The following is a 21,539-nucleotide window of genomic DNA, read 5'->3' as shown; positions in this document are numbered from 1 at the left end:
CATGGAATTGATGCAAGGGAAACTGACAGAAAAGAAACCGAGACGACTCGGGATTGGTCAAAAGCTCGGTCCGCTCGCCGGACTGTTCGCCATCATTCTCGTCGTCTCGATCATGGAACCGGACTTTTTAACACTTAATAACTTATTCAACATCTTACGCCAAGTTTCGATCAATGCCTTGATTGCCTTCGGGATGACGTTCGTCATCTTAACAGGCGGGATCGACTTATCGGTCGGTTCGATTCTTGCGTTGTCATCCGCGTTCGTCGCCGGTCTGATGACCGACGGAACGTCAGCGATTCTTGCTGTGCTTGCCGGCTTGATCGTCGGCGCAATCATGGGTGCGTTAAACGGAATGGTCATCTCACTCGGGAAAGTCGCACCGTTCATCGCGACACTTGCGACGATGACGATCTTCCGTGGTCTGACACTCGTCTATACGGATGGGAAGCCGATTACCGGACTCAGCCAAGGCGGCTGGTTCGAATTATTCGGTCGCGGCTACTTCTGGATCTTCCCGGTACCGGTCGTGACGATGTTGATTGCCTTTGGCGTTCTGTACTTCATCTTGAAGAAAACGACGTTCGGTCGTTACACGTATGCAATCGGCGGTAACGAAGAAGCAGCCAAACTGATGGGGATTCAAGTCAACAAAGTGAAGATTTTGATCTACTCGCTGTCTGGTTTGATGGCAGCACTTGCCGGGATCATCTTGACGTCGCGTCTGAACTCGGCGCAACCGACAGCCGGAACATCGTACGAGCTTGATGCGATCGCAGCGGTTGTCCTTGGTGGGACGAGCTTAGCCGGTGGACGCGGTTGGATCGTCGGGACGTTGATCGGTGCCTTGATCATCGGAACACTCAACAACGGACTGAACTTACTTGGTGTCTCGTCCTTCTTCCAGCTTGTCGTCAAAGGGCTCGTCATCCTGTTCGCGGTACTCGCGGACCGGAAACAAACTACGTGATTTACCATCCAAAAGGAGGATATTGATATGAAAAAACTACTCGCACTTGTCATGATGGCGTTAATGGTCTTCGCAGCGGCTTGTTCGACGGAACAACCGGGCAGTGACACGGAAAAAGAGAAGAAAACAAAAGACTTCAAGATCGGTCTGTCGATTTCGACGCTCAACAACCCGTTCTTCGTTTCGCTGAAAGAAGGCGCAGAAAAAGAAGCAAAAGCACAAGGCGCAACACTGCAAGTCGCGGATGCACAAGATGATGCCGCAAAACAAGCAAGTGATATCGAAGACATGATTCAAAAGAACGTCGATCTCATCTTGATCAACCCAACGGATTCAGCAGCAGTCGGTGCAGCTGTTCAAACAGCAAACGATGCGGACATCCCGGTGATCACAGTGGACCGGAATGCAGAAGCCGGTGACGTCATCGCGCACATCGCGTCGGATAACGTCGCAGGTGGGAAACAAGCGGGTGAGTACATGATCGAACTCGTGGGCGACAAAGCGAAAGTCGTTGAACTCGAAGGAATCCCGGGCGCATCTGCAACACGCGACCGTGGCGAAGGCTTCCACGCGGCAGTCGACAGCAAGCTTGACGTCGTTGCGAAACAATCCGCAAACTTTGACCGGGCAAAAGGTCTGTCGGTCATGGAAAACATCCTGCAAAACAACAAAGACATCAAAGCCGTCTTCGCACACAACGATGAAATGGCCCTTGGTGCCGTCGAAGCGTTGAAAGCAGCGGGCATGGAAGATGTAAAAGTCATCGGGTTTGACGCAACAGACGATGCCGTCAAAGCCGTCGAAGACGGGAAGATGGCCGGAACAGTCGCTCAAAAACCGGCAGAGATCGGTAAAACAGGAATCGACACAGCAATCAAACACCTCAAAGGCGAAACAGTCGAGAAGAACATTCCAGTCGAACTCGATCTCATCAAACAATAATTTTCCTCACCAGCCGGGCTGATTTTGTCAGCCGGCTGGTGTTTTTTGGAGGGAAGATGAACTTCGTGAATCTATACCTTGTTCCCGTAGTTGTTTTTCTCTATAATGAAAGAAGCGTATATTACTGAAGGAGGATCATCGATGATCATTCATAACGTGGCTCTTGTCGGCCTCATCGTCGTTTCCGTTCTTCTCATCATCGTCGTTCTCTTGATGTCAGGCCGTACGGCTGGACTCGGAGCGTTGACTGGTGGGGCAGAACAATTATTTGGTCGCCAAAAAGCCCGTGGCTTGGATGCGGTCCTAAATCGTGTGGCGTCTATTTTAGGGGCATTATTCTTTATCTTGGCGTTACTCGTCGCTTTTTATAAGTGAGTACTGAAACGACAGCCGTCCGATCGCGCTGTCGTTTTTTCTTATTTTCTCGATTTCTAAATTTTCATTTTGGGGTATAGAGTTAGAGGGGGAATCATTTTATGAAAATCACATTACCAAAACCATTCTTTTTTGAAGGCGGCAACCGGGCAGTCCTGTTGTTACACGGCTTCACCGGCTCAAGCGCCGATGTCCGGATGCTCGGACGTTACTTGCAAAAATATGGTTATACATCACTGGCACCACAATATAAAGGACACGCTGCCCCACCCGAAGAGCTGACGAAGACCGGGCCAGCCGACTGGTGGCAGGATGTCCTCGACGGTTACGAAGAGTTAAAAGCGAAAGGATACGACGAGATTGCGGTCTGCGGACTGTCGCTCGGCGGTGTCATGTCGCTTCGACTTTCGATGCACCGTCCGGTCAAAGCCGTCATTCCGATGTGTGCGCCGGCTTACATCAAAAGTGAAGACGTCATGTATGCAGGAGTCACGGAGTATGCCAGAGAATTTAAGAAGCGAGAAGGAAAATCGGTCGAGGAAATCGAGCAGGAGATGGCTGTGTTCGAACCGATGCCGACCTTAAAGGATCTGCAAGCCTTGCTGAAAGATACACGCGATTCACTCGAAGATGTCTATGCACCGACACTCGTCATCCAAGCCCGCAACGATCATATGATCAACACGGATTCAGCCAACATCATCCATGATGGTGTCAGTGCCTTACAAAAAGATCTGATCTGGTATGAGAACTCAGGTCATGTCATTACGCTCGACAAAGAAAAAGAAACGCTCCACCAAGACATCCATGAATTTTTGGACGGCTTGAATTGGAGCCATTAACTGGAGGTGTCACGTTGGAATTACGTGAACGCATATTAGAGGTCATCGCCGCGGACGAACGTCCGTTGTCGATTGATCAATTAACGAAAAAATTGGAATTAACGGATACGGCACAGTTCAAGGAACTGATCCGGACGTTAAATGAACTCGAAGAAGAAGCGCTTGTTGCGCGGACCCGTTCGAACAAATATGGGACACTCGCCCAAATCGGACAAGTTGCCGGAAAAATCTCCGTCCACCAACGTGGATTCGGATTTGTTTCACCGGAAGACGGTTCTGCAGGCGATATCTTCCTGCCGGCACCGGAGCTCGGCAACGTCTACAACGGGGACCGTGTCCTCGTCAAAGTCTTTGCGGAATCGAACGGCGGGGATCGCCGTGAAGGCAAGTTGCTCAAGATTCTCTCACGCGGACCGGCTGATTTCGTCGGGACGTTTGTCAGTCCAAAAGGACGGATTGAATCGATCGCCTACATCGAACCGGATGATTCGAAGCTGACGTTCTTACCGGTCGTCGCGAACGAAGATACGCTCGGTGCCGTCGACGGACATAAAGTCCTCGCGCGAATCACGAAGTATCCGGACGGCCGTTACGCCGGAACCGCAAAAGTCCTACAAATCATCGGGCATAAAAATGACCCGGGTGTCGATATCCTGTCGATCGTCCACAAGCACGGCATCAATGTCGACTTCTCAGACGCAGCAATCGCGGAAGCGAATGACATTCCGGATCAAATCGATGAGAAAGATCTCGTCGGTCGCGTAGACTTACGCAAGGAAGTGACGGTCACGATTGACGGCGCTGATGCGAAAGACCTCGATGACGCGGTCCATGTCAAGAAACTTGCGAACGGTAACTACGAGCTCGGTGTTCACATCGCCGACGTCTCGTATTACGTCAAGGAAGATTCACCGCTCGACGAAGAAGCACGCGAACGCGGGACAAGTGTCTATCTCGTGGACCGGGTAATTCCGATGATTCCGCACCGCCTGTCAAACGGGATCTGTTCACTCAACCCGCACGTTGATCGGTTGACGCTGAGCTGCATCATGGAAATCGATCAAAACGGTGCTGTCGTTAACCAAGAAATTTTACAAAGTGTCATCAAGACGACGGAACGGATGACGTATACTGATGTCCGGAAAATCATCGAACGTGAAGACGAAGAAGTGGTCGCAAAATATCACGATCTCGTCGCTAACTTCGATCAGATGGCGGAACTGGCTGCGATCCTCCGCGAACGCCGCTCGCGCCGTGGTGCGATTAACTTCGACTTCCCGGAAGCAAAAGTCCTCGTCAACGAAGAAGGCAAGACAAGCGAAATCATCCTGCGCGAACGGTCAGTTGCTGAAAAACTGATTGAAGAGTTTATGCTTGCAGCGAACGAAACGGTGGCGGAGCACGTCCAGCACCAAAAACTGCCGTTCATGTACCGGATTCACGATGAGCCGAAAGCAGAACGTCTCGATACGTTCTTCAAGTTCATCGCCAACTTCGGGATCAATGTTGAACGCAAAGGCGAGTCGGTCGCACCGAAGACGTTGCAATCGATCCTGAACGCCGTGGAAGGTGAACCGGAAGAAGCCGTCGTCAGTACGGTCATGTTACGGTCGCTCCAACAAGCGAAATATGACGTCGAACCGATTGGTCACTTTGGTCTGTCGACCGATTTCTATACGCACTTCACGTCACCGATCCGCCGGTATCCGGACTTGATGGTCCACCGTCTCCTGCGCGAGTACATCATCTTTAATGATAAATCGCAAAAGACACAGGACCGTTACTCTGCCATCCTGCCGGAAATCGCCGATCACGCTTCAAAACGGGAACGCCGTGCCGTCGATGCGGAACGCGAAACGAATGCACTGAAGAAAGCCGAGTATATGGAACAACACATCGGCGAGACGTTTGAAGGGGTCGTCAGTGGCGTGACGAACTTCGGTATGTTCGTTGAGTTACCGAACACGATCGAAGGACTCGTTCACATCCAGGCAATGACGGATGACTTCTACCGCTACGACGAAGCGAACTATCAATTGATGGGTGAACGGACGAAACAACAGTTCCGGATCGGCGATGTCGTCGAGATCAAAGTCACCGGTGTCAACATCGATGAGAAGACGATCGACTTCGCAGTCGTCGGGATGCCGGAACGCCAACCGAAAAAACGCTTTGAGTCGAAGACGATCCGTTCAAGCGGCGGTCGTCCGGGACAAAAACGCGACGACAAGAAAGATGACCGTCGCGGGAAGTCGAAGCGTCCGAGTAAGCCGAAGGACCAGTCGAAAGGCAAAGGCTTCGCGCTGAAGGACAAGAAGGATAAACCGCCGTTCCATAAAGCGGTCTCGAATAAAAAACGGAAGCGCAAATAAGCGCTTCTGTTTAGAAATGTGGTGGAAGAGAGATGCCAAAAGGTACAAGTTCAAAAGTATTAGCCAACAACAAACGGGCGTCGTTTGATTATGCGATTGAAGATACGATCGAAGCGGGTCTCGTCTTGACGGGAACCGAAATCAAATCGGTCCGTAAAGGAAAAATCAGTATCGGCGACGCGTTCGTCCGGTTCGACGGCGGGGAAGCGATTCTCTGGAACTCGAACATCGCCCACTTCGAACAAGGGAACCGGTACAACCACGAACAGCTCCGTCCGCGGAAACTGTTGCTGCACAAAAAACAGATCGCCAACTTAATGGGACTCGTCTCGCGCGACGGCTACACGATCGTGCCGCTGAAGGTCTACATCAAGAACGGTTACGCGAAATGTCTGATCGGACTTGGCCGCGGGAAGAAGAAATTCGACAAGCGTGATGATCTGAAGAAGAAGGACGCGAAACGCGATATTGACCGCGCATTACGCGACAAGCAAAAGTATTGAACCCGTAACACTTTTCTGCTATTATAATAGTATTCGGAAAGCCCCAATTTTATATCTTGGGGACGTTACGGATTCGACGGGGGTAGTTCGGTCTTCTGTGGCGTGTCGAGGGGTCGGCCTCGTTAAAACGCATCAGCCATAACTGGCAAAACTAACACACAACTCGCAGCAGCTTAATAGCTACTACGGATCCTAGCAGCCGTCGCCTGGTCGGCTGATTTCTAGGGTCTCACTTTAAACAGGCTACGCTTGGACCCTTCCGTCTGGAGGGAAAGAGAAGAGATGGAATCAGACTGGTCGGACGGACGCCTGTCAATTGGCAGCCTGACGACGAGATCCCAATAAATTGACTACACACGTAGAAGCTTAAGTATACGATGCCTTCGGACGTGGGTTCGACTCCCACCGTCTCCATACCCTGAAATCGTTAAGATTTCAAAGATTGTCAAAACCCTTGTAAATCAAGGGTTTTTTTTATAGGTTTTTATTGAACCTTAAAATAAAAAGTTGTATTAATACTAAAAAGATATACTTGGAATAATGGAGTTAAGTCCAATACATTGATTATGAGAAGGTGAAAACTATACCACTTACCCACGAATTTGGGATTATTGATAAACACAAAAATCTTTCGAGATATATTGATTATGAACCAAAGAAATTTAATTGCATTAGTGTTGGTGACAATGTTGTTAGCGATTTAATGGAGCAACTGTTAATCATGAAAACATATTTCCAGACATTTAATCGACCAGCTTGTGGTTTGGCGTACCATGGCACTACAATTATTCCGCATGAGTCACTGTCGTTATTTTGTGATATCGTCATTTCTTCAAGTTGTTTAAAAAAATCTGCTGATCTTCAAGAACTGGTTTTGCTTATCAGAAGAGCGATAGAAGAAGAAAAGCATATGATTCATTTCGGAATTTAATTTTGAAAGGTCTGATCAAAATCGAAACGAAATTGATTATTTTACGTGGTAATTCTGGAAGCGGGAAAACAACAATTGCAAAATTACTTCAAAAAAGTTTAGGGGAAGAAACACTGCTGGTTTCACAGGATATTGTGCGTCGCGAGATGTTGATGGTACCAGACTTGCAAGGGAATATGTCAATCGAGTTAATCAAAAGAATTACAGAGTTTGGTAAAGGTACATGCAAAGTGGTTATTTTAGAGGGGATATTGAAAAAACAAGTTTATGAAGAACTACTACTTGATCTCGTTGACTACTTTGATTATCACGTCTATGCCTATTACTTTGATTTACCCTTTACAGAAACGATCGAGCGACATAAATTACGTTCTTCTGCAAAAGAGTTTGGGGAAGCACGTTTAAATACCTGGTGGATTCCGCATGATCAGTTAGGAATAAACGGAGAAATGATGCTCACCAGCGATATGAGTCAACAAGACATCATAGACTTAATTCTTCATCAAATCAATGAATCACCCTGTTCATAAAGAGGGGAATGTACCGGATTACGCGTATACTACCTAAACGACATCTTTGTTGATTAGAAATGTAGCGCAGAGCAATCCAAGATTTCAAAAAGGGTTACGTGTTACGTTTTAATCAAGTACACTAAAAGAACTAATTTTTTCATATTATGTTTTATGGAAATGGAGCTGACATCTATGATACGACGTGCCACCTTGATGGACGGAAAAGCCTTATCGGACTTGATGCGACGGATTGATCGGGAAACGAAATATATGTTGTATGAACCGGAAGAACGCAGCATGTCGACGGAACAGGCGGAAGCGTTCATTGAACGATTTGGTCAGGCAGCAAACTCAGATATCTTCGTCGTCGATGTCGATGAACAACTTGTCGGCTATGTGCTGGTCGTCGGTGGAAAACCAAGTCGAATCCGTCACCGGGCGAACCTTGTCATCGGCTTGCTCGATGCCTATACGGGGCGCGGGCTTGGTGCCGGATTACTCGAAGCAGTCGATGCCTTTGCCGTTGAAGCGGGACTCGTCCGGCTGGAACTGACAGTCCGGAAAGATAACCTGCGGGCAATCGAGCTTTATCATAAGTTCGGCTTCAACATCGAAGGGACACGAATTGCCTCGCTGTTTATTGACGGCGAGTACGTCGATGAACTGGCGATGTCGAAGATTTTTACAACAGAAGAAATCTAAAAAAGATGCTCGTCTGTCCCATCTCAATCTGAGAGAAGGCAACCGAGCATCTTTTTTATTGGGATAATTTTTGTTGTTCGAACTCGACTTCGAGGACATTTTTGGCATAATCCTTACCCCAGTCATACATTGCGTCTAAAATCGGCATCAGACTGTAGCCGTGTGGTGTCAACGAATATTCGACCTTCGGGGGAACAACCGGATAGACTTCCCGGTGAATGATATGGTGATCTTCCAGCTCCCGCAACTGATTGACGAGCATCCGTTGCGTAATGCCGGGCATCAGACTTTTCAGCTCTCCGAAACGTTTGGTGCCCTCTTTACCGAGGTGCCAAAGAATCAGCATCTTCCATTTCCCCCCGATGATCGATAGGGTCAATTCCTTTTCACAGTTGAACTGCCGGTCTTCAAAATGTGGCATCCTCCCACCTCCTTTTTTAGTATAGCCCTCTTGTCATCGACAGTATACTTTTCCGCACTATGTATGAAAAACCGCACTATGTAAATTAAAAGTGCGTACTTCCCAAGTTCGTCTATGAGGATTATATTTAGTCATGTTCCTTCACGAACGTCAGAAGGAAGTGCCAGGATTCACAAAATAGAGAGAAGAATGGGAGAGATCGATCATGAAATTACAATTAGCAATCGATTTAGTAGATACAGCAGGTGCCATCGCTTTAGTCAAAGAAATTGGTGAAGAAAACTTGGATATCGTTGAGATCGGGACACCGGTCGTCATCAACGAAGGGCTTCGTGCCGTTAAAGAAATGAAAGCGGCATTCCCGAACTTAACAGTTCTCGCCGACTTAAAAATCATGGATGCTGCCGGTTATGAAGTCAGCCAAGCTGTCGCACACGGTGCCGACATCGTGACGATTCTTGGAGCAGCCGAAGATATGTCGATCCAAGGTGCCGTGGAAGAAGCGAAAAAATCAGGCAAGAAGATTTTGGTGGATATGATTGCTGTCAAAGATATCGCGACACGTGCGAAAGAACTTGATGAACTTGGTGTTGACTACATCTGTGTCCACACAGGTTACGATCTTCAAGCCGTCGGTCAAAACTCGTTCGAAGATCTCGCGACAATCAAGTCAGTTGTTAAAAATGCCAAAACAGCAGTTGCGGGTGGCATCAAGATGGAGACATTACCAGAAGTCATCGCAGCACGTCCAGACCTCATCATCGTCGGTGGCGGAATTACCGGACAAGACGACAAACAAGGAACAGCGTCAACGATGCGTCGGATGCTGCAAGAGGCGTAAATGACACATATTCAAACGATTTTACAAGAGCTGACGTCGACGGTCGAAGCGATTGATCAAGCCGAGACGACGAAACTCGCGGAAGCCGTTCTGAAGGCAGACCGGATCTTTCTCGCTGGAGCCGGTCGCTCCGGCTTGATGGGCAAAGCGTTTGTCATGCGTCTGATGCACATGAACTTCGATGCGTATGTCGTCGGTGAGACGGTCACAGCGAACTTGCGTGAAGGAGATTTGTTGATCATCGGATCAGGATCCGGTGAGACGAAAACACTCGTTCCAATCGTCGAGAAAGCGAAACAGATCGGTGGAACCGTCGCGGTCGTCACGATTGAGCCGACGTCGACACTGGCGAAGTTAGCAGACTTAACCGTCAAGCTGCCGGGAGTGCCGAAAGAGCGGACAGCCACGGCGGATGAAACGGTTCAGCCGATGGGATCATTGTTTGAACAAACGATGTTGCTGTTTTACGACGCATTGATTCTTCACATCATGGCGGCGAAACAACTTGATTCAAAAACGATGTACGGCAAACATGCTAATTTGGAATAGAAGAAATCATAAGACCGGTAGACGTGTGTGACACGTTTGCCGGTCTTTTTGGTATAATTTTCAAAAAGGTATTCCCATTTGTGTGAGTTTATTCGGATGACAGAAAGAATCGACTTGTGATAATGAGAGAAACGAAGGGGTAAAAAGGAGGACGGGGAATGCGTTTTGTAAAGCCGATGACAATCATCGTATTGATCAGCAGTTGTCTCCTGTCGGGATGCATGTCTGAGACGGAAGAACCTGTCGTGAAACCGCCTGCTGACGTTAAATCAGTAAAACCAGTTAAAGAAAAAAATGAGGTGGAGGAATTTTTAATCAAAGAGCCATCGAAAGATGCGGATACACCGGGAAAAGCGGCCGTCGAACAGATTCAACTGACATTTAAAAATGGACAAACGGCTGTCCCGACCGAAGACGATGTCTTGTCGGAAGCAATTCTCGGTCAAAAAGCGGTTGTCAGTCTGCATGCACCGAAAGCACAGAATAATTACATCATCTTATTTTACGAACGGTCTAATCGCTGGACATTAACCGGGATTCTTCCAGTGGCAGGTCCAAGTAAGTCCGAACGTTCGAAATCACGTGGCTTGAAGCTTCCGTTTCAAACGTTTAAGAAAAATGAAATGGTCTGGAATGACGAAAAAGACGCTTCGACCACGTGGACGTTTACCGGGAAACAGTCTATTATCACAGTCTCGAAGCTGTCACAGCAGACGATGGACGATAAGCGGTCAGCAAGTGTGACATTATCAAATGGCATCACAGCATACACCCACGAGACGAGGCGGGAAGCCAGCTTGTCTTATCAGGATGGCGAACAGACGGTTCTCTTAGGTGGTAACGTCCCGCTTGCCAGTCTTAAAATACTTGCGGAATCATTGCCTTCCGTGAACTCAGGATTGTTTCCGTATCCTGAAGCAGAATAAAAAAATCGCCGTTTCCCGCAACTCCTGACAGAGTTGATGAAAACGAGCGATTCTTTTTTTACATATTTAATGTCTTACCACTTCATGTCAAAATCAGCCCCGACGTCTTTCGCCAAATGCGCATCTGATCCGTAAACGAGCGGAATCCCTAAAGACTGCGTGAGTTGCAGGAGTTCCGGGTAAGGATAGGAAAGACCGCATAACGGTTTCCGCAGTCCTGCCGTATTGAGATCAAGCGTAAAGTCCGCCTGACGGATTTTACGGACCGTCTCATCCAAGTTCGCCGGCGTCTGTTCGAGCGGATAGGCTTGAATGAACTTCGTCGGCAACGTCAGGTGACCGAGGCGTTTTGGCTGATGCGGACCGAGGTTCGTCATGACAAGTGCCTGGATGCCTTCGTAATAGCGCTCGTGGGCGGCTGTGACACTGCCTGTCGCCGTGACGATCTCACCAAAACTTTCCTTGCTGAAGTCGACCATATAATACCGGTCCTCGATCCAGAGGTAATGCAGCGACAGGATGCCGTCCGTCAGCTCGGGACCATAACGGGCGATGATGTCCCGCGTGCCGTCGACGTCATGCTCCCAGTAATCAAACTCCATCCCGATCCGGATGTCGATATCGTTTTTGTATGTGTCGCGTAACGTCTTCAGTTCTTCAATGTAGCGTTCGGCTGTCGCAAACGACATCCCGGAATCGTTATCGGGTGCCGGATCGACGAGTCCTTCCGGCAGCGGGGCGTGCTCGGTGAAGCTGATCCGTTCGAGACCTTGTACCAGGGCGCGTTCGATATACGCTTCGAGTGGATCCTTTGTTCCGTGCGGACAATACGGGCTGTGGACGTGACCGTCCCATTTGATCAATTGCATGACAAAACCTCCAATATGTTTTTTTCAGTACGAAAACAGGCAAAAGGATTGACAATCGAACCACAAAAAAGGTATCTTATCGTTAAATAATTTAGCGTGGTACAGTGATAACAAGATAAAGGAGTGGCGACATGCAATCATTTTCTACGATTCGACTCAAAGACGGGGCGACGGACTACGTCGGGCAATCAGCTGAACGCCTGCAACGTGTCATCCGCCAACTCGAAGATGGGCTCGAACAATCTAACTATACCCGATTAATCACCCCTTTAATTGAAGAAGTCGGTGGCCGGGAACAAATTCGGATGGATTTTACGACAAGTGTCGCGCGGGCGCTCAGTGAGCGGGGCCGCGAACAATATAAACGCGTCTTTTACAGTGGTTCGGTCTTCCAGCCGGAAGAAAAGTTCCAAGTCGGTTTTGAAGAGCGGGGCGTCATTGCCGAGGTCGAAGCGATCCAACTCGGTGTCCGGTTGATCGAGGAATTGACCGGTAAAGAAGTGACGTTGTCGATCGGCGACGCCGGATTGATTGAACACTTGATTGAAACACGGGTCGGTGATCACCACCTGCGGGATCAAGTGACACAGATGCTGCGGTTACGGAATGTCATCGAACTGAAACGGATTGCCCGGGAACTCGATGATGCCTTGCTCGCCAAACTCCCGCTCTTGTTTGGTCGGGAAGGCGCGGAACAGATCTTGCCGTATGTTGACGAAACCCGCTTAAATGCCGTCATCGATTTAGCAGACGCCGTCAATGCCGATCTCGACTTCGGACAGATGGGGCTGCAGACATACTATGATGGCGTGACGATTCACGGTTTCATCGAAGGTGTGACCGAGCCGGTGTTGGTCGGAGGACGATACGACCGGCTGTACGAACAATTTGGTCAGGAACAACAAGCGTTCGGGATCGGATTTTCCGTCGAACGACTCGCGGAGGTGCTTTAAATGCGGATTGGGATTACGAAAGGCCGGCTGTCAAAAACGACGGAACGGTATTTAAAAGAAGCGGGCGTCGAAACGTGGGGGGCGATCGAACGTGAATTGATCGTCAAACGCGGCGAACACGAATTCGTCTTCATGAAAGGGTCGGATTTGATTCCGTATGTCGCCCAAGGTGTCCTCGACGTCGCGATCACCGGCAGCGACATCCTGCTCGAATCGGATCAGGAATTGTCGGAACTGGCAGAACTGCCATTCGGGATTTGCCGGATGTCGGTTTGTGCGAAAGAACCGTTACAGTTCGAAGGCGGACGCCGGGTCCGGATTGCGACCAAATATCCGGTCATCGCGAAACGTTACTTCAGTGAACTTGGTGTCGATGTCGATATCGTGCCGCTGAACGGTTCGGTTGAACTGGCACCATTGCTCGGACTTGCCGATGCGATCGTCGATATCGTCGAAACGGGTGAAACACTCCGGGCAAACGGCCTTAATGAATATGAAAAAATCATCGATATCAACGCCCGATTCTTTACAAGCGAGTGGACGTTGAAACGCAAACGTGTCGAAGTGATTCAATTACTCGAACAGCTGACAGAAGGAGTGACTCGGTAATGGCAACGACAAAAAACTTCAGTGTCGACCGTGAGACGGAGCAAGCCGTCCGGTCGATTCTGGAACAAGTGGCAAACGACGGCGATGCAGCCGTCCGTCGCTACACAAGTGAATTTGACCGTGTGGATCTGACAGACTTCCGTTTGGATGAAACGAAGATCCAAGAAGCTTTTGATCAAGCCGATCCGAATCTGGTCGACTCGTTAAAACTGATGGCGACTCGACTCGTCGAGTGGCACGAACAAGAATTGCCGTCCGACATCGAGCTCGTCGAAGCGGACGTCACCCGTCGCCAACGGTTTGTTCCGGTTGACTCGGTCGGGATTTATGTCCCGGGCGGAGCAGCAAGTTATCCGTCGACCGTCCTGATGAATGCGATTCCGGCTAAAGTCGCCGGCGTCGAGCGGGTCGTCATGGTAACACCGGTCACTGGACTCAGCACAGAAGTGTTGGTCGCGGCGAAAATCGCCGGTGTGACAGAAATCTATACGATCGGTGGCGCCCAAGCCGTCGCTGCCTTGACGTTCGGTACGGAATCGATTCAAGCAGTTGATTTGATCGTCGGACCGGGTAACCGGTTTGTTGCCGAAGCGAAACGCCAAGTCTATGGCATTGTCGGCATTGACTCGGTCGCCGGACCGTCAGAAGTCGTTGTCATCGCTGATGAGACGGCGCATCCGGACCGGATTGCTGCCGATTTACTCGCCCAAGCAGAACACGACCGTGACGCCGTCGCGATTGCTTTTGTCCCGACAGAAGCAATGAAAGCGGACGTCGATGCGAACATCGAACGCCGGCTGCAACAGTTACCGCGCCAGGAGATTGCACGCCGGGCGATGGAAAACGGCGGAGTCTTCGTTGCCTCACTTGATGAAGCGATTGAAGAAGCAAACCGTTTGGCTGCCGAACACTTGGAGCTCGCTGTCGCGAACCCGCAAGAGGTCGTCAAGTTGATCCGTCACGCGGGGATGATTTTCCTCGGACACGAAACACCGGAAACACTCGGGGATTATGTCGCCGGGACGAACCACGTCTTACCGACATCCGGGACGGCACGTTTTGCGTCCGGCTTATCGGCACGAACGTTTTTACGTCACCAGACGATGCTCGAAGCGACACGGGAAGGGGTCGCCCGACTGGCAAATGCCGCAAAAACCGTTGCCCGGGTCGAAGGACTCGAAGCACACGCACAAGCGATAGAAGTGAGGGAGAACTGATGCGATTACACCAAAACGAACGATTTACGGCACACAGCCCGATTGGCATTGAGACAATCAAACAACTCGTTGAGACGTTTCCGATCAATGAATATCCGGTCGAAGTCATCGACCAAGCGAAAGCATCGTACAGCGCCTATGCCGGTGTCCGTCCGACGCAACTCGTGGCCGGGAACGGCTCCGACGAACTGATTGGTTATCTCTGTGCCCGCTACGCCGGTCCAGAGTCACCGGTCATCGCCTCGCAACCGGATTTCGTCATGTATCAGTTTTATGCCGACCGCGCACGCGCTGACTTCAGTAAAGTCCCGTTGCTCGACGGGATGGTACTCGATGTCGATGGACTGCTCGCTGCACCGGGCAACATCATCTTCCTCAGTCATCCGCACAATCCGTCGGGGATCTTGCGGAAAGAGGCGGATGTCCGTCGATTGCTCGACAGCGGAAAATATGTCGTGATTGATGAAGCTTACATCGACTTTGCGCTCGAACAATCAATGATCGGCCTGCTCGACGAGTATCCGAACGCGATCATTCTCCGGACGTTGTCGAAAGCGTTTGGTCTCGCGTCCTTGCGACTCGGTTTCCTGATTGCCAGTGAACAGGTCGTTGCGGAAGTCGAATCAATCAAGTCGCCGTATAACGTCTCCGGACTCTCGGCTGCGGTCGGAATCGCCATCATGGCCGAGCCGGAACTGGATCTCGTCTTAGAAGAGACGTTCGCGAGCCGGGACACGATTGCCCGTCTGGTCGAACCGCTTGGCAGAACGTATCCGAGTGCTGCGAATTTTGTGTACGTTGAATACGAGGAAGCTGAACGCTTCACCGAACGTTGTGCCAATGCCGGACTGCGAATCCGTTTGTTTGACGGAGCTTTCCGTGTCAGTTGCGGTTCGGCGGAAGCGATGGAAATCTTAGAGAAATGTGTAGAGGAGGAACTGCAATGCGTCGTGGGACAAGTGAACGAGTAAGCTCAGAATCAGAAATCAAGGTCGCGGTCGACCTGAGTGGCGGACCAGTTGAAATCAAGACAGGCGTCGGCTTCTTTGACCACATGTTGACGTTGTTTGCCTTCCAGGCCCGGATTGGTCTGGTGATCGAAGCGAAGGGGGATCTCTGGATCGATGCCCACCATACGGTTGAAGATACGGCAATCGTTCTCGGAGCTGCCTTGACGGAAGCGTTAGGCGACAAAGCCGGCATCGAACGGTACGGCGAATCACGTGTGCCGATGGACGAAACGCTTGCCTCGGTCGTCCTCGATTTCAGCGGTCGTCCGTATACGGTCTTCCTCGCCGAATTCAAAAATCCGAAGCTCGGTGATTTTGATACGGAACTGGCGGAAGAGTTTTTTCAAGGCTTGTCCCGCAGTGCCCGTATGACGATTCATGCCCAAGTCCTCTACGGTTCGAATACGCACCACATGATCGAAGGACTGTTCAAGGCACTGGGTCGGGCTGTCCGTCAAGCGGTTGCCGTAACCGGTGACGGCGTCCCGTCGACGAAAGGACTGATTGACCAATGATCGCGATCGTAGATTATGGTGTCGGCAACATCGCCAACATCGAACGGGCGTTAAAAGAGCTCGGAGAAGCCGTCATCGTTACGAGTGATCTGGAATTGCTCGGACAGGCGGAAGCGCTCGTCTTACCGGGTGTCGGTGCCTATGCCCCGGCAATGGCCCGGTTAGAAGAGACGGGATTGATTGAGTTCTTACAGGAACAAGCGACGAAAAAACCATTCCTCGGGATTTGTCTCGGGATGCAACTGTTGTTTGAATCAAGTGATGAAGACGGGCAGACACAAGGGCTCGGCATTTTACCGGGAACAGTCGAAAAGTTACCGAGTGACGTCCGCTTGCCGCATATGGGGTGGCACCAGTTGACGAACCATGGCGAAGCCGTTTATTTCGTCCACTCGTACGGTGCCGTCTGTGAACCGGACTGGATCGTCGACTCGGTCGAATACGGACGACTCGTCCCGGCCATCGTCCAAAAGGACTTGGTGACAGGAATGCAGTTCCACCCGGAGAAGAGTGGCGAAGTCGGATTGAAATTACTTAAGGAATGGAGAGAGACGACATGCAACTCTACCCAGCAATCGATTTAATGAGCGGACAGGCCGTCCGGCTCAAACAAGGTGATTTTCAGCAGCAGACCTTTTTCGGGGATGCGTTGACGATTGCGAGACGTTTTAAAGAAGACGGTGCGACAGCGATTCACCTGATTGATCTCGATGGCGCAAAAGCCGGTGAACCCCTTCACTTGAGCCTGATTGCGGACATCAAAAAAGAAACCGGTTTGTTCGTCGAAGCCGGCGGCGGCGTCCGCAACATTGAAACGGTCGAAGCCTACGTTGGCGCCGGGATTGACCGGATTTTGATCGGCACGGTTGCGCTCGAAGACGAAGCGTTGCTCGAACAGATGATTGAGCGGGCCGGCGATAAGTTGGCTGTGGCACTTGATGCCAAAGACGGCATCGTCCAGACACGCGGCTGGCTCGAAGCGAGTGACTGGACGCTCGAACGGGCAATCGAACACTTGATTCAAAAAGGCATTAAGACCTTTTTATACACAGATATCTCCCGCGATGGGATGATGCAGGGACCGGATGTTGACGGACTCGACCGCTTAAAACGGGACGGCGTTGAACTGATTGCGTCCGGTGGCGTGACGACGGTCGAAGACGTCGCCCGCTTAAAAGAGATCGGGATGGACGGTGCCGTCATCGGCCGTGCCTTGCTCGACGGTTCGTTGTCGTTGAAAGAGGTGCTTCGCGTATGTTGATGAAACGGATCATTCCTTGCCTTGATGTCAAGGAGGGGCGCGTCGTCAAAGGCGTGAAGTTTCAAAATCTGCGTGACCTCGGAGATCCCGTCGCCGTCGCGAAATACTATTACGAACAAGGTGCCGATGAGCTGGTGTTACTTGATATCTCGGCAACGCAGGAAGGACGCGACACGATGCTCGACATCGTCGAGCGGGTGGCGGAAGTCATCTACATGCCGTTTACGGTCGGCGGCGGCATCAAGACGCTGGAAGACGCGAAACGATTGATCCGTGCCGGTGCCGATAAAGTCTCCCTCAACTCGTCGGCGTTACAGAACCCGCAACTGATTCAAGACATCAGCCGCTTGTTTGGTGTTCAGGCGACGGTCGTCGCGATCGACGCCAAGCGGACAGGTGATTCGTGGGGCGTCTTCTCGCACGGCGGCACACAAGCCGTCGGACGGGATGCGATCGAATGGGCGAAGGAAGCGGTCTCGCTTGGAGCCGGTGAATTGCTCGTCACGTCGATGGATGCAGACGGAACAAAAGACGGTTACGATTTGGAATTGATTCAACGCTTACGCGAAGTCGTCAATGTGCCGTTGATCGCCTCCGGTGGGGTCGGGACACTCGAACACTTGGCAGAAGGTCTTGAAGCCGGAGCCGATGCGGCACTGGCGGCATCGATTTTCCACGAAGCGACCTATACGATGCCGGAGACAAAAGACTACTTGAAGGCGAGAGGAGTCGACGTCCGATGATCGAATTGAATTTTTCGAAGGGACTCGTCGCAGCCGTAATTTTAGATGAGACGACAAACGATGTCCTGATGGTCGGCTTCATGGATCAGGCGGCTTACGACAAAACGCTTGCGACCGGACTCGTCACGTTTTTCTCGCGGACGAAAAATCGGCTTTGGACGAAGGGTGAGACGAGCGGGCATACGCTTGAACTACGCCGTATGTGGATCGACTGCGATCAGGACAGTCTGTTGATCACTGTCAAAGCCAACGGACCGACGTGCCATACCGGCAATCGGACATGTTTCTATACAGAAGTGGAGGTGCCGCATGCTACATGAACTCGAACGCACGGTAAAAGAAAAAATCGCGTCGCAAGATGAGGCGTCTTATACGAATTACCTGGTCAAAGCCGGGCGGGAAAAAATCGCCAAGAAGTTTGGCGAAGAGGCCTTTGAAGTCGTCCTCGCGGGCGACGACACCCTCGCAGAAGAGACAGCGGATTTGCTGTATCATCTGACGGTGTTGCTTGCTGATCGGGGTGTTTCGTTTACGGACGTCGAAGCCGTCTTGAACGAACGCCACGGAACGAAGTCGACGTTCAAGGATCGACCGGATATCGAACAGTGGTAATCCATGACTCTGCATTCCTCAAACAGGATGCAGAGTTTTTTTGCTGAAAAAAATGGGAAAACAACAAAAGAAGTGTCATCAAATCGTCAGAACATTTTGATAGGCATTTAGTAGAAAGCGGGCGTATAATCAAGAGCATAGTCTGTTTGTCCAGAAAGTAGGTGTCATCTTGATCACGAAAAAAGAAATTACGAAAACGATCAAAGAACAATCAAAAGAAACGATCGAAGAGTTGCTTGCGAAAGGCGACTCGTTAAAAGAAGAGATTGCCAGTGCGATTACGCACGGACTGGGTGTTATCTTCAGCATCGTCGCTTTAGTATTGCTAGTCCTGCAAGCCTCGAAGTCGGGCAGTGCCTGGAACATCACCGCCGTCAGTATCTTTGGCGCGACGATGATTTTACTCTACCTGTTCTCGACGTTGATGCACTCACTCATGCATACGCGTGCCAATAAAGTCTTACAGATCCTTGATCATGCGGGAATCTACTTATTGATTGCCGGGAGCTATACACCGTTCGCCTTGATCACGTTGCGCGGACCACTCGGTTGGACATTGCTCGGTATCGTCTGGGGTGTCGGGATACTCGGGATCATCTGGAAATTGTATTCGACCGGAAAACATGTCTGGATTTCGAACGCCTCGTATTTGATTCTCGGCTGGTGTTGTCTGTTTGCCATCAAACCGATTTATGAAGCGCTTGGCTTACAAGGGTTCCTTCTCCTGCTGGGCGGCGGACTCGCTTATTCCCTTGGTGTCATCTTTTATGTCTGGGCACGCTTGCCTTACAATCACGCGATTTGGCATCTGTTCGTCCTTGCCGGCAGCGTCTTGATTTTCTTATCGATCTTCTATTACGTCGCACCGGCATCGGCACCGCTGTCTTGAAAAACTTAAAGTTACGGGACTGGCTCCCGTTTACCCTCTACATGCTGATTGGACTTGGACTGCTCCTCTATTTCCGTTTTTCGGGAATGATGGAGCAGTTTGATATCCAGGCACTATCGGACTGGATTCGCCAGCAGGGCGCTTTCGGCATGTTGCTGTACATATTGGCTTATACGATCCGTCCGCTCGTCTTTTTCCCGGCGAGCTTGCTGACGGTCTTTGGCGGTTATACCTATGGTCCGTGGGTCGGGACGATTCTTGATGTCATCGGTGCCGGAACCGGCAGCCTGCTCAGCTTTTGGATTGCCCGCCTGCTTGGTCGGCGCGGGATTGAAAAAATCATCGGCACCGGCAAATTAACAGCGCTCGACGAACGAATTGCGACGAATGGATTTGTCGTCGTCTTGATCGTTCGGCTGATTCCGCTGTTTCCGTTTGACGCGATCAGTTACGCGTCGGGGTTGTCGAAAATTAAATTCCGGCAGTTTGCACTCGCCAGTTATCTCGGCATCATTCCCGGTGCGTTTGTCTACAACAACATCGGTGCGAGTCTCCGGGATCCGTTTTCCTGGCAGTTTTTCTTTGCGATCTTCTTATATCTCTTATTTTTTACCGTCGGTTTTTTTGCACAACGGATGTTACGGAAAAAACAAAACAATGAGCACATGTAAGCGCTTTATGTCATAATATGAATGCAGAGATGTGAACCGACATGGTAAAACAGCCTAGCATTTATTTAGGGGGAGTAATGAGTGATGGAACGAGTATTACGGGATGGTTTTATCTTTTTATCGCAAAACAAGACATTGAATGGTCTGGCAAAACGGTATGGTCTGAAATTCGGTGCGGGTCGCTTCGTCGCGGGGGATTCACTGGAAGCCTCAAAACGTGCGATCCAGGATTTGAACTCAAAAGGATTGTGCGTCACGATGGATCACCTCGGTGAGTTCATCTCGACGGTCGCTGAAGCGGAAATGATGACGCAGGAATGTATTCGTGCGGTGGAAATGATTGCGGAAGAGAAATTAGACTCGCAACTTTCCCTGAAATTGACGTCGCTCGGTCTCGATATCTCGGATGAATTGATTCGCTCGAACATGGAACGGATTTTGACACGGGCGAAGGAAGTCGGCGTTTTCGTCACAATCGACATGGAAGACGAGCCGCGTTGTGAAAAGACGATTCAGCTGTTTGAAGAATTACGTCAGTCGTTTGATAACATCGGGACGGTCATTCAGTCGTACTTGTACCGGTCGGAAGACGACATCAAACGTGTCGGACGATTCGAGACGAACTTACGGATTGTCAAAGGCGCGTATAAAGAGCCGGCAACGGTCGCCTTCCCGGAAAAAGAAGATGTTGACCATAACTACATCAAGCTCGTCAAACTGCAACTCTCACTCGGTAATTATGCCGCAGTCGCGACGCATGACGATGCGATGATCGAACAAATCATCCGCTATGCGAAAGACAACGGCATCGGCAACGACAAGTTCGAATTCCAAATGCTGTACGGCATCCGTGTCGAGCGTCAGCTTGAACTCGTGAAGCTCGGCTATAAAGTCCGCGTCTACGTCCCGTACGGTCGTGACTGGTACGGTTACTTCATGCGCCGTTTGGCAGAACGTCCGGCGAACGTGGCATTTGTCCTTAAAGGCATGGTTAAAGGTTAATAGGGAAATGTGAGATGGAGCTGTCATGGCTTCATCTTTTTGTTTTATCGTTTGAAAGATTTTTCTCTTCCCGTACTGTTTGTAAATAAGAAAGTTGGGAGACTTAAAAGGAATCACTCGTTATTCATGCACTTTCCTCAGGCGAGACACAAGCCAGACTTTGCTAATCGCAAGTCGGGTCTTGTTTGTCTCTGACTGATATGCTCCCCAAAAAGTAGACAGTTGAAATAAGAAAAACTGTTTATTTTTGAAAGGAGCTTTTTTCTATGTCCAAATTCAAGCGTTCCGCTAGTGAAAAACTA

25 protein-coding genes, 1 other RNA gene and 1 pseudogene are annotated in these 21,539 nt (G+C 50.2%); 25 read left to right on the top strand and 2 right to left on the bottom strand.

Annotation, left to right across the window (positions count from 1 at the left end):
* Position 1: 1 nt before the first annotated feature.
* The 10 genes from rbsC (at position 2) to KNP87_RS14290 (ending at position 8,149) form a co-directional block, all read left to right on the top strand.
* A complete protein-coding gene (gene rbsC, locus KNP87_RS14335; RefSeq protein WP_051523880.1) occupies positions 2-970 on the top strand; it encodes a ribose ABC transporter permease in 969 nt (322 codons plus the stop codon).
* Between the two features lie 27 nt (positions 971-997).
* Positions 998-1,912 carry a ribose ABC transporter substrate-binding protein RbsB gene (gene rbsB / locus KNP87_RS14330; RefSeq protein WP_014971150.1) on the top strand — a complete coding sequence of 305 codons (915 nt, stop codon included), beginning with the start codon at positions 998-1,000 and terminating at the stop codon, positions 1,910-1,912.
* Between the two features lie 141 nt (positions 1,913-2,053).
* Positions 2,054-2,287 (top strand): preprotein translocase subunit SecG, encoded by a 234-nt coding sequence (gene secG / locus KNP87_RS14325; RefSeq protein ID WP_012371248.1) that lies wholly within the window; start codon positions 2,054-2,056, stop codon positions 2,285-2,287.
* A 101-nt stretch (positions 2,288-2,388) separates the two neighbouring features.
* On the top strand, positions 2,389-3,129 hold the full coding sequence (locus KNP87_RS14320; protein ID WP_214722097.1) for an alpha/beta hydrolase: 741 nt from the start codon (positions 2,389-2,391) through the stop codon (positions 3,127-3,129).
* 14 nt (positions 3,130-3,143) lie between these two features.
* Positions 3,144-5,501: a ribonuclease R gene (gene rnr / locus KNP87_RS14315; RefSeq protein ID WP_214722096.1), complete on the top strand. Its 2,358-nt coding sequence runs from the start codon at positions 3,144-3,146 to the stop codon at positions 5,499-5,501.
* Positions 5,502-5,533: 32 nt separating this feature from the next.
* Positions 5,534-6,004 (top strand): SsrA-binding protein SmpB, encoded by a 471-nt coding sequence (gene smpB / locus KNP87_RS14310; protein WP_014971147.1) that lies wholly within the window; start codon positions 5,534-5,536, stop codon positions 6,002-6,004.
* 58 nt (positions 6,005-6,062) lie between these two features.
* Positions 6,063-6,421, top strand: a transfer-messenger RNA (tmRNA) gene (ssrA, locus tag KNP87_RS14305).
* A gap of 157 nt (positions 6,422-6,578) precedes the next feature.
* Positions 6,579-6,935: a short-chain dehydrogenase gene (locus tag KNP87_RS14300; RefSeq protein ID WP_251135635.1), complete on the top strand. Its 357-nt coding sequence runs from the start codon at positions 6,579-6,581 to the stop codon at positions 6,933-6,935.
* 11 nt (positions 6,936-6,946) lie between these two features.
* Positions 6,947-7,465 (top strand): AAA family ATPase, encoded by a 519-nt coding sequence (locus KNP87_RS14295; protein ID WP_251135637.1) that lies wholly within the window; start codon positions 6,947-6,949, stop codon positions 7,463-7,465.
* 174 nt (positions 7,466-7,639) lie between these two features.
* On the top strand, positions 7,640-8,149 hold the full coding sequence (locus tag KNP87_RS14290; protein WP_119923372.1) for a GNAT family N-acetyltransferase: 510 nt from the start codon (positions 7,640-7,642) through the stop codon (positions 8,147-8,149).
* Positions 8,150-8,204: 55 nt separating this feature from the next.
* Here the strand turns inward: KNP87_RS14290 and KNP87_RS14285 are convergent, their stop codons facing one another.
* The gene (locus tag KNP87_RS14285) at positions 8,205-8,570 is read right to left on the bottom strand and encodes a winged helix-turn-helix transcriptional regulator (protein ID WP_012371239.1); all 366 of its coding nucleotides are present in this window, start codon (positions 8,568-8,570) and stop codon (positions 8,205-8,207) included.
* A gap of 205 nt (positions 8,571-8,775) precedes the next feature.
* On the opposite strand from KNP87_RS14285, the gene hxlA reads away from it, so the two are divergent.
* The 3 genes from hxlA to KNP87_RS14270 all read left to right on the top strand — a co-directional run bounded on the left by hxlA (position 8,776) and on the right by KNP87_RS14270 (position 10,886).
* Positions 8,776-9,411 (top strand): 3-hexulose-6-phosphate synthase, encoded by a 636-nt coding sequence (hxlA, locus tag KNP87_RS14280; protein ID WP_026827605.1) that lies wholly within the window; start codon positions 8,776-8,778, stop codon positions 9,409-9,411.
* Complete coding sequence (hxlB, locus tag KNP87_RS14275; protein WP_188004651.1) at positions 9,412-9,960, top strand: 6-phospho-3-hexuloisomerase; 549 nt, start codon at positions 9,412-9,414, stop codon at positions 9,958-9,960. It begins immediately after the preceding gene.
* A gap of 158 nt (positions 9,961-10,118) precedes the next feature.
* Positions 10,119-10,886 carry a hypothetical protein gene (locus KNP87_RS14270; protein ID WP_214722095.1) on the top strand — a complete coding sequence of 256 codons (768 nt, stop codon included), beginning with the start codon at positions 10,119-10,121 and terminating at the stop codon, positions 10,884-10,886.
* Between the two features lie 74 nt (positions 10,887-10,960).
* On the opposite strand, the gene hisJ is transcribed toward KNP87_RS14270, so the two are convergent.
* The gene (gene hisJ, locus KNP87_RS14265; RefSeq protein ID WP_147510505.1) at positions 10,961-11,755 is read right to left on the bottom strand and encodes a histidinol-phosphatase HisJ; all 795 of its coding nucleotides are present in this window, start codon (positions 11,753-11,755) and stop codon (positions 10,961-10,963) included.
* 131 nt (positions 11,756-11,886) lie between these two features.
* Here hisJ and KNP87_RS14260 point away from each other — a divergent pair, with 131 nt between their 5' ends.
* From KNP87_RS14260 to KNP87_RS14205, 12 genes and pseudogenes are all read left to right on the top strand, one after another.
* A complete protein-coding gene (locus tag KNP87_RS14260) occupies positions 11,887-12,708 on the top strand; it encodes an ATP phosphoribosyltransferase regulatory subunit (RefSeq protein ID WP_026827608.1) in 822 nt (273 codons plus the stop codon).
* Positions 12,709-13,317: an ATP phosphoribosyltransferase gene (gene hisG / locus KNP87_RS14255; protein WP_012371233.1), complete on the top strand. Its 609-nt coding sequence runs from the start codon at positions 12,709-12,711 to the stop codon at positions 13,315-13,317.
* Entirely contained in the window at positions 13,317-14,534 is a 1,218-nt protein-coding gene (hisD, locus tag KNP87_RS14250; RefSeq protein ID WP_028105792.1) for a histidinol dehydrogenase, read from the top strand. Before hisG ends, hisD begins: the two co-directional genes overlap by 1 nt.
* Entirely contained in the window at positions 14,534-15,505 is a 972-nt protein-coding gene (locus tag KNP87_RS14245) for a pyridoxal phosphate-dependent aminotransferase (protein WP_214722094.1), read from the top strand. The genes hisD and KNP87_RS14245 overlap by 1 nt, the downstream gene beginning before the upstream one ends.
* Positions 15,478-16,059: an imidazoleglycerol-phosphate dehydratase HisB gene (gene hisB, locus KNP87_RS14240; RefSeq protein ID WP_012371230.1), complete on the top strand. Its 582-nt coding sequence runs from the start codon at positions 15,478-15,480 to the stop codon at positions 16,057-16,059. Before KNP87_RS14245 ends, hisB begins: the two co-directional genes overlap by 28 nt.
* Positions 16,056-16,643 carry an imidazole glycerol phosphate synthase subunit HisH gene (gene hisH, locus KNP87_RS14235; protein WP_028105794.1) on the top strand — a complete coding sequence of 196 codons (588 nt, stop codon included), beginning with the start codon at positions 16,056-16,058 and terminating at the stop codon, positions 16,641-16,643. Before hisB ends, hisH begins: the two co-directional genes overlap by 4 nt.
* Positions 16,616-17,320 (top strand): 1-(5-phosphoribosyl)-5-[(5-phosphoribosylamino)methylideneamino]imidazole-4-carboxamide isomerase, encoded by a 705-nt coding sequence (hisA, locus tag KNP87_RS14230; protein WP_214722093.1) that lies wholly within the window; start codon positions 16,616-16,618, stop codon positions 17,318-17,320. Before hisH ends, hisA begins: the two co-directional genes overlap by 28 nt.
* Positions 17,314-18,063 carry an imidazole glycerol phosphate synthase subunit HisF gene (gene hisF / locus KNP87_RS14225; protein ID WP_026827613.1) on the top strand — a complete coding sequence of 250 codons (750 nt, stop codon included), beginning with the start codon at positions 17,314-17,316 and terminating at the stop codon, positions 18,061-18,063. Before hisA ends, hisF begins: the two co-directional genes overlap by 7 nt.
* A pseudogene (gene hisIE, locus KNP87_RS17470) lies at positions 18,060-18,675 on the top strand (bifunctional phosphoribosyl-AMP cyclohydrolase/phosphoribosyl-ATP diphosphatase HisIE). The gene hisF and the pseudogene hisIE overlap by 4 nt, the downstream one beginning before the upstream one ends.
* A 223-nt stretch (positions 18,676-18,898) precedes the next feature.
* The gene (gene trhA, locus KNP87_RS14215) at positions 18,899-19,564 is read left to right on the top strand and encodes a PAQR family membrane homeostasis protein TrhA (protein WP_214722128.1); all 666 of its coding nucleotides are present in this window, start codon (positions 18,899-18,901) and stop codon (positions 19,562-19,564) included.
* A complete protein-coding gene (locus KNP87_RS14210; RefSeq protein WP_214722092.1) occupies positions 19,561-20,235 on the top strand; it encodes a TVP38/TMEM64 family protein in 675 nt (224 codons plus the stop codon). The genes trhA and KNP87_RS14210 overlap by 4 nt, the downstream gene beginning before the upstream one ends.
* Positions 20,236-20,319: 84 nt before the next feature.
* Positions 20,320-21,237, top strand: a complete 918-nt coding sequence (locus tag KNP87_RS14205) for a proline dehydrogenase family protein (RefSeq protein WP_026832202.1) — start codon at positions 20,320-20,322, stop codon at positions 21,235-21,237.
* Positions 21,238-21,539 lie beyond the last annotated feature (302 nt).

The sequence above is a fragment of the Exiguobacterium sp. s192 genome (assembly GCF_018618795.1).
GTDB lineage: Bacteria > Bacillota > Bacilli > Exiguobacteriales > Exiguobacteriaceae > Exiguobacterium_A > Exiguobacterium_A undae.
The sequence above is the reverse complement of the archived record's forward strand: the minus strand, read 5'-3'. Positions and strand labels throughout refer to the sequence as shown.